Source organism: Nitrospirota bacterium, assembly GCA_016207905.1.
Taxonomy (GTDB): Bacteria; Nitrospirota; Thermodesulfovibrionia; order Thermodesulfovibrionales; family JdFR-86; genus JACQZC01.
In genome coordinates this window covers 1-5,425 of record JACQZC010000091.1, presented here as the reverse complement: position 1 = coordinate 5,425, position 5,425 = coordinate 1, and the positions used below count along the sequence as shown (strand labels likewise).

At 44.0% G+C, this 5,425-nt stretch carries 7 protein-coding genes, 1 tRNA gene and 1 pseudogene; all 9 read left to right on the top strand.

From position 1 onward, the window contains the following. Positions 1 to 251 precede the first annotated feature (251 nt). The 9 genes and pseudogenes from HY805_10715 to HY805_10675 all read left to right on the top strand — a co-directional run bounded on the left by HY805_10715 (position 252) and on the right by HY805_10675 (position 5,255). A complete protein-coding gene (locus tag HY805_10715) occupies positions 252 to 545 on the top strand; it encodes a nucleotidyltransferase family protein (protein ID MBI4824679.1) in 294 nt (97 codons plus the stop codon). Further along, entirely contained in the window at positions 532 to 861 is a 330-nt protein-coding gene (locus HY805_10710) for a DUF86 domain-containing protein (protein MBI4824678.1), read from the top strand. Before HY805_10715 ends, HY805_10710 begins: the two co-directional genes overlap by 14 nt. A gap of 724 nt (positions 862 to 1,585) precedes the next feature. Next, positions 1,586 to 2,860, top strand: a complete 1,275-nt coding sequence (locus HY805_10705) for a 2-hydroxyacyl-CoA dehydratase (protein MBI4824677.1) — start codon at positions 1,586 to 1,588, stop codon at positions 2,858 to 2,860. Between the two features lie 4 nt (positions 2,861 to 2,864). After that, positions 2,865 to 3,599, top strand: a pseudogene (locus HY805_10700) (activase). Positions 3,600 to 3,623: 24 nt separating this feature from the next. Then, a tRNA-OTHER gene (locus tag HY805_10695) sits at positions 3,624 to 3,721 on the top strand. 426 nt (positions 3,722 to 4,147) lie between these two features. Continuing rightward, the gene (locus HY805_10690) at positions 4,148 to 4,348 is read left to right on the top strand and encodes a type II toxin-antitoxin system HicB family antitoxin (protein MBI4824676.1); all 201 of its coding nucleotides are present in this window, start codon (positions 4,148 to 4,150) and stop codon (positions 4,346 to 4,348) included. Continuing rightward, a complete protein-coding gene (locus HY805_10685; GenBank protein ID MBI4824675.1) occupies positions 4,341 to 4,553 on the top strand; it encodes a hypothetical protein in 213 nt (70 codons plus the stop codon). The genes HY805_10690 and HY805_10685 overlap by 8 nt, the downstream gene beginning before the upstream one ends. Positions 4,554 to 4,642: 89 nt before the next feature. After that, positions 4,643 to 4,882 (top strand): DnaJ domain-containing protein, encoded by a 240-nt coding sequence (locus HY805_10680; GenBank protein MBI4824674.1) that lies wholly within the window; start codon positions 4,643 to 4,645, stop codon positions 4,880 to 4,882. Positions 4,883 to 4,964: 82 nt separating this feature from the next. After that, a complete protein-coding gene (locus HY805_10675) occupies positions 4,965 to 5,255 on the top strand; it encodes a UPF0175 family protein (GenBank protein ID MBI4824673.1) in 291 nt (96 codons plus the stop codon). Positions 5,256 to 5,425: the final 170 nt, after the last annotated feature.

Genomic DNA, 5,425 nt, shown 5'->3' with positions numbered 1-5,425 from the left:
GGCACGGACTTCGGTAAAATAACCAATGAGCAGGTGGCAATGGTAGCATCATTAATTAACACAAGGCCCAGAAAATGTCTGGGCTACAAGACGCCCCTTGAAGTCGCATCTGTTGCACTTCGAGATTGAATGTAGGAAATTTTAAATCTTATCCGTTTTTTAAATGTCTTTAACTTATACAGTCTCCTGTGATAATATTTAGGAGGGCTAAAGATTGGGCTTGGGCATACTTAAGCACTAATGAGGGTAAGATGACAAAAGAGGATATTAAGAGGATTATAAGAGAGAATGAAAAGATTCTGGAAAGATATAAGGTAAAGTCTGTAGCCCTCTTTGGCTCTTATGTGAGAAATGAGCAAAGAGAAGATAGTGATGTAGATTTGCTTGTGGAATTCAAAGATCCCACTTACGATAATTTTATCAATCTGGTCTTCACCCTTGAAGGTCTGTTTAAAAAAGAGGTAACAGTCGTAACTTCTAAAGGCATGAGTCCTTATATCTTACCTTATGTGCTGAAGGAGGCAGAGGAACTTGAGAGACGATAGCGCCTTTGTAAAACATATTATTGACGAGATAAATTACATAATTAAAGAAACAAAGGATTTGGACTATGCCACCCTGACCGGTAACGAAACACTTAAGAGGGCAGTGGTGAGAAGTTTGGAAATAATCGGCGAAGCAACGAAGAATCTCTCTCCGGAGTTCAAGGAGAAATACCCTGATGTTGAATGGAAGGAGATGGCAGGTCTAAGGGATAAACTCATACATTTCTATTTTGGCGTGGACTGGGATACTGTCTGGGATGTTATAAAAAATAAAATCCCTGAGCTTGAGGGGAAATTGAAAAAGCTATTAATATAAAGTGGCAATAATTCTTCCACTTCTTCAACTGCTTGGATGGAACATTTGTAACATTGATGAGGTTAAACCGGAATTCTCTGTTGAGAATAAAAGAGTTACCTAATTACTGAGCATGAACAACACATCCCATATTATCCCCCTTTTCTAAATCCCCCCTTACCCCTTTAGAAAATTTCAGTGTAATGAAGGAGGCTGAAGGGTTAAAAAATTTAGCGTGTTCGATGCCGATTAATCGGCAGAGTTTGCTAAAATTTACCTGAAGCCGACTGAATGAAGCGTGGTCAGAGACCGAAATTTTCATGGGTGCGATTCTTTTGGTTACTTTTCTTGGGCATAAAGAAAAGCAACTGGGGTTTGGGGTGAAACCCCAAATTAACAAAAATAGGACATTTCTAAATTGGCTTGACACAATGAGGAATAGCCATTGACAGGCTTTAACGTTTATCTTTATAATTTACTAATCTTAAGAAGGGAGGTGGATAGGTGACCGCACTGTTTATAGTAGGACTTTTCAAAGCGGCTTTTGGCTGAAGTAGTCCTCAAAAACCTGGTCGAGGTTTACAGGGGAGTGTGCGGTCAATTGCCATCCGAGCCGTTGATAATCTTCTTTAGCTAAGATTCTCTCCTACCGCATCTCCTCAAAGTAGAACCTTAATTCAAAAACCCATTAAGTCTTGAATCTGCTGAACCGATTCAGGGCTTGAACAATCTAATTGGAGGAGACATGAGCGGTAAAGACTACACTTCAATGTGGAAGAATCTGGGACTCAATCTTGAAAACCATGCCGGATTGCTCGGAGTACTCTCAGACACATATAAGAGCATCTATCTTTCCCAAGCCAACAGACCTAATGCTATGGAGTATTTTGATTTCGTCATCTCTGAGGTGCACGGTCTTAGAATCGAGGAGATACTTAAGGCCAAGGCAAAAGGCAGAAAAGTCGTAGGCACATTCTGCATTTATGTGCCCGAAGAGATTGTGCTATCAGTTGACGGGGTGTGCATCGGCCTTTGTGCCGGGGCCGAGGTTGGCTCTGGCGAGGCCGAGAAATTCATACCGAGAAATACCTGCGCCCTGATAAAGGCATTTATGGGGTTCAAGCTCTCGGGCCTTTGCCCTTATGTGGAGACCACAGACCTCATAGTCGGCGAGACGACCTGTGACGGCAAGAAGAAAGCATACGAGATATTCGGAGGCATAACCAAGAAGGTCTATGTCATGGAAGTGCCTCACATGAAGACAGCCGAGGACATGAAGCTCTGGCTCAGCGAAGTGAAGAGGTTCAAAGATAAGATGGAAGAACTATCCGGCAAGAGGATAACTGTTGAGAATCTTAAAAAGGCTACCTCCGTAGTAAACGCAAAAAGAAAAGCTCTTCAGAGGCTTAGCAGGCTTAGGGCGGCAGACCCTGCCCCGATATCGGGCCTCGACGCCCTTCTTGTAAACCAGATCTCCTTCTATGACGACCCGCTAAGGTTTACGGAGATGACAAACAGGCTCTGTGATGAACTTGAAGGAAGGGTCAGAGATGGTATCGGCATTATGCCCAAAGGAGCGCCACGCATACTTGTCTCAGGCTCTCCGATGGCGATACCCAACTGGAAGCTCCATGCGATAAGCGAGGGAAGCGGGGCCGTTGTGGTAGGCGAGGAGTCCTGCATAGGAGAAAGAAACCATAGGGACTTGCTTGACGAGAATTTTTCAAGTGTGGATGAGGCTATGGAAAAACTGGCCTCCCGCTATCTCGGCATAGACTGCGCCTGCTTTACGCCGAACACCGAGAGGCTCGACAACATAAAAGCCCTTGTCAATGGACTGAAGGCGGACGGCGTCATACACTACTCCCTCCAGTTCTGCACCCCTTACATGATGGAGGCTTACAAGGTTGAGAATGCCGTTACAGGGGTGCCCTTCATGCGGATAGAGACGGATTACAGCATGGAGGATTTCGGACAGCTTAAAACAAGGGTGGAAGCCTTTATTGAAATGCTGAGATAGGGACATGAAGGCTCTTGGCATAGACATAGGCTCAAGGTTCATAAAGGCGACCCTTCTTGAAGGTGGGGAACTCAAAGATATAAAAGTGGTCGAGACTTCTTTTGACCCGATTGAAAGGTGTATGAGACTCCTTGAGGAAACTCCTGTCGACAGTGTCGTTGCCACGGGCTACGGGCGGCATCTCCTTGAAGTCCACACTGACATAAAGACTATAACCGAGATAAAAGCGTTTGCGAGGGGAGCGCGTGCTATGTTCCCTTCGTGCCGCACCATTATAGACATAGGCGGGCAGGACACCAAGGTCATAAGCCTCGATGATGCCGGTTGCGTCAAGAAATTCGAGATGAACGACAGGTGCGCAGCCGGCACCGGCAAGTTTGTCGAGATAATGGCAAGGGCACTGAGTTATTCCCTTGAGGAATTCGGATCCGTTTCCCCTGAGTCCGCTGTGGAATTACAGATAAATAGCATGTGCACGGTTTTTGCCGAATCAGAAGCCATCTCTCTCATAACGAAAGGTGCGGACAGGGAAGATATAGCACTTGCCCTACACCGCTCTATAACTAACCGGGTGATGTCGATGGCAGGGCGCATTCCCCTTGAGGAGGACATTGTGTTTGCCGGGGGCTGTGCCAGAAACAGCCTCTTAAAGACACTGATTGAGGCGAGAATTGGTAGAAAAGTTAAGGTTGCTCAAAATCCCGAGATTACCGGCGCTCTCGGGGCCGCGATTTATGCGGAGGAGAGGTTGATACAGGGAAGCGAGGGGCAAGGGGACTGGTGTCCCTCCTGGTCTGCAAAACTTGTGGCTTAACGAAAGAAGTAGTTAAGTGTGGGTTCGATTCCCACTGCCCCTCTCCATAAGTATAATACACAAGGATGAAAAGGGATTACTTACTTAATAGAAATCCCTCGACAGGAAGGAGGCGGCTGATTAGAATAATGCAACTGGAGTCCTTCCTACTTCAACGAAAGAAAGGAGCAATGTCCGAAAAAGAGATGGAAGAACTGCGCAAACACAAACGACATAGAAGACCTTTGGGAAGCGATGGATTTGTCAAAAAAAAACTTAAAAGAACTTTGGATAGGATTCTGCATAAACAAAAACCCTGTAGGAAGAAGGGATGGGAGAAGAATTAAGTATGGTGTCCCCAGAATTTACGAAACCCGATTGCGATTTTGATACTGATTGCCCCATAGGTTTTTATTGTCACAGAAAATATAAAGTTTGTGTTGAGCGTTGATAAACAGTAAAATAGAAGTAATGAGTGTTTTGGAGGTGCTGATATGAAATACAAGGTAAATCTCAAAAAGACAGAAGAAGGTTTCTCTGTTTGGGTTCCCGGTCTTCCAGGCTGCTGGTCACAGGGCAAGACGGAGGCAGAGGCATTAGAAAACATTAAAGACGCCATACAGGCATATTTAAGAACTGTGAATGAATTGACAAAGGATAAAGAATCTCGCTATGTAGAAGTAGCCAATGCCTAAATTGTCAGGAGTAAATCACCAGCGGGCTGTCAAAGCTTTTCAAAAAGCGGGCTTCTGGATTGCCCGTGAAGGCAAACATATTACTATGACTAATGGTGAACGTATCATTACAATTCCAAGAGCAAACCCTGTCGATGCCTTTACAATGGGTGGTATAGTAAAGGATTCCGGACTCACTATTGATAAGTTCAAAAAATTATTATAGCGACAGATAACAACTCACTCCAGCGGATGGCTTACAGCCGCTGAATTCTATCGTTATCTGCAAAATTAGAACTACATCAAGAATGAACGATGGAAAGATATTATAAGATACTTGACCTCAACACTAATGCCACAGAACAAGAGGTAAAACAAGCATATCGAGAATTGGTCAAAGTGTGGCATCCTGACCGTTTTGCCCACGATGCAAAACTTCAAAAGAGAGCAGAAGAAAAATTAAAAGAAATAAATGATGCCTACCAGCGAATCGTTGATTATCTTAATAATTCCACTAAACGACAGCAGTCACAACAATATCAATCGCACTGGTAAAGCTGGAAAAACTGTCTTTATATGGCAGGTATAACAGGCGGATAATTGAGGACGCAAGGGAAAGATTGAAAGGAGGTAGCTGATGGGAGTTGTAAGCATAAGATTGAAAGATAGAGACTTTAAAAGGCTTAACGAGCTTTCAAAACTGGGAAATAAGGATAAATCTACGGTGGCAAGAGAGCTATTAGAGTATGGTTGGGAATTTCTGATGATAAAGCTTTATAGAGAAGGCAAATTGTCATTGGGCACACTTGCCTCTAAATTAGAGTTATCGGTAAGTGAGACAATAGACCTTCTCTATGAGTTTGGAGTTGAATCTCCAATAGACTATGATGATTTTCTGAAGGGATTTGAGGTCTTCAAAAAGAAATAACCCTCCCCTTATTAAAGGGGGGATTACTTAGGTGCAACCTGCTAACATAGGTAACAGATTAACCTACGGACATGGGTAACAGTATAATGGCAGAGCAAGGAGGTATTGCGATGCCATGGAGAGAGGTGAGACCTATGGACGAGAGAGTGAGTTTGATTTCGGACTGGCTT